The 1,588-nt window shown below is 66.0% G+C and carries 2 protein-coding genes; one reads left to right on the top strand and one right to left on the bottom strand.

All coding sequences use genetic code 11. The features are described from left to right. A partial coding sequence (locus AC1DWT_RS51270) for a DUF1016 N-terminal domain-containing protein (RefSeq protein ID WP_477926273.1) occupies nt 1-536 on the bottom strand: 536 nt, incomplete at its 3' end. A 508-nt stretch (nt 537-1,044) separates the two neighbouring features. Between AC1DWT_RS51270 and AC1DWT_RS51265 the strand changes: the two genes are divergently transcribed. Continuing rightward, complete coding sequence (locus AC1DWT_RS51265; protein WP_197436257.1) at nt 1,045-1,212, top strand: hypothetical protein; 168 nt, start codon at nt 1,045-1,047, stop codon at nt 1,210-1,212. Nucleotides 1,213-1,588 lie beyond the last annotated feature (376 nt).

Below are 1,588 nucleotides of genomic sequence, written 5' to 3'. Positions count from 1 at the left end.
TCCTGGAGGATCTCGTGGGCGAGGTCGGATTCGGGCGCCGGCAGCGTGGTGGGGAAGTTGTTCGGGGCGGCACCGACACGCAGGTGCCGATCCGAACTGATGTGATGGACGAGTGTGGCGCGGGACCAGCCGTGATGGGCGGCCTGGCTGGCGTACCAGTCGCGGACATGGGGGTCGGGGAGACGGTCGAGGAGGACGAGGATGTGTCCCCACGGCAATTGCGCAGCAGGGTGCTGCGCAATGGGGTCGGGGTATTCGGTGGCGAGGGTGCGCATGTAGACGAGGTTGCGCTGGGACAGTCCTCGCATGCCGGGGAACTCGGTGCGGAGGTCGTCGGCGAGCCGGGCAATGACCCGGGTTCCCCACCCTTCCTCGCTCTGCCGAGCGCGGATCAGCTTCCCGATCTTCCAATACAGGAGGATCAGCTCCGTGTTGACCTTGCGGGCGGCGTGGACACGGGCGGTGCGGACCTGGGACTTGATGTCCTCGAGCAATGCGCCGTAGCCGGCGGGCTCGATTTCTTCTGCTCGACTCATCGTTGCCATCTTCTCGCATCCGACCGACAGGTGGTGAAGCCGGGCGTGCCGATACGTCCGCTCTTCATGTCGACCTTGGGGCACCGGGCCGCTCCTCGAGACGAGGAAGGGCGCGGTGATGGGAATTTACGCAGCAAGCTGCTGCGTAAATGGGCAGGCCGAGGGTGTTCGGTCGAGGAAGTGCAGGTCAGTGCGTTTTCAGGGGTCCGTCCGGTTGAAGGTCGGCCCTGTCAGACAGACGAACATAGGAGCCGCCAGCGCATCCCCGCGGACATCGTTGACGCTGGGGGGTTCCGTGGCATGTGCGTGGGTAAGGGCATAGGGCCGCTGGTGCCGGTTTGGAGGGTCCGCGGCGAGTCGCCAGGTCCGGAGGGATGAGGTGTCTACGCGGTGACGGTACGTCTTCTCTGGAATGGGGTCGTGGTGGTGAATGCGGCACTGACAGTTCTTTTTTCGAGAGGCTAGTGGCGCAGTTCGGCTCACCGCCCACGCACGGCATGATGAGGCCATGGGCGACCGAACCGCAGCAGACTTCGAGCGTGAACTCGCCATGCTCGCCTACGTACGTGGACGCCTCAGCGCGTCGGAGGGCACAGACTTCCGCATCCCGACGGCCGCGTTCGATGAGGTTCTCGATGAGCTGAACAGTCTCGTCCGATCACCGGATCCGATGTGATTTCGGCGGTACGGCAACGCGAGGTGTGGTGGTCGCTTGGAGTCGCCTTGGACGGTGGTGCCGGGGTGGTGTGGGCTAGGCCGGATGGTGACCGCAAATGCGGTGGCCGCCCGCGTGTTCACAGGTGCGCCAGCGTGGGGAACAGGGCGATCGCGGAGACGGTGATCCCCGGCGGCGCTGGCAACGACGCCCAGCAGGGGCGGGTTGCCCAGCGGGCGCAGGGAACCGAGCTTCGATGCGTTGCTCGGTGGCGTCGCGCCGCTGGTGGGGCCGGGACTGGTGGGGCGGAGGCTGCTGTAGTTGTGCCGCGATGGCGGGCGGGGGCGCGTGCTCGGTTTTGTCGTAGGTGGGTGTCAGAATGGGCGGTATGAGTTCT

Source organism: Rhodococcus sp. P4_B6 (genome assembly GCF_056402215.1).
The sequence above is the reverse complement of the archived record's forward strand: the minus strand, read 5'-3'. Positions and strand labels throughout refer to the sequence as shown.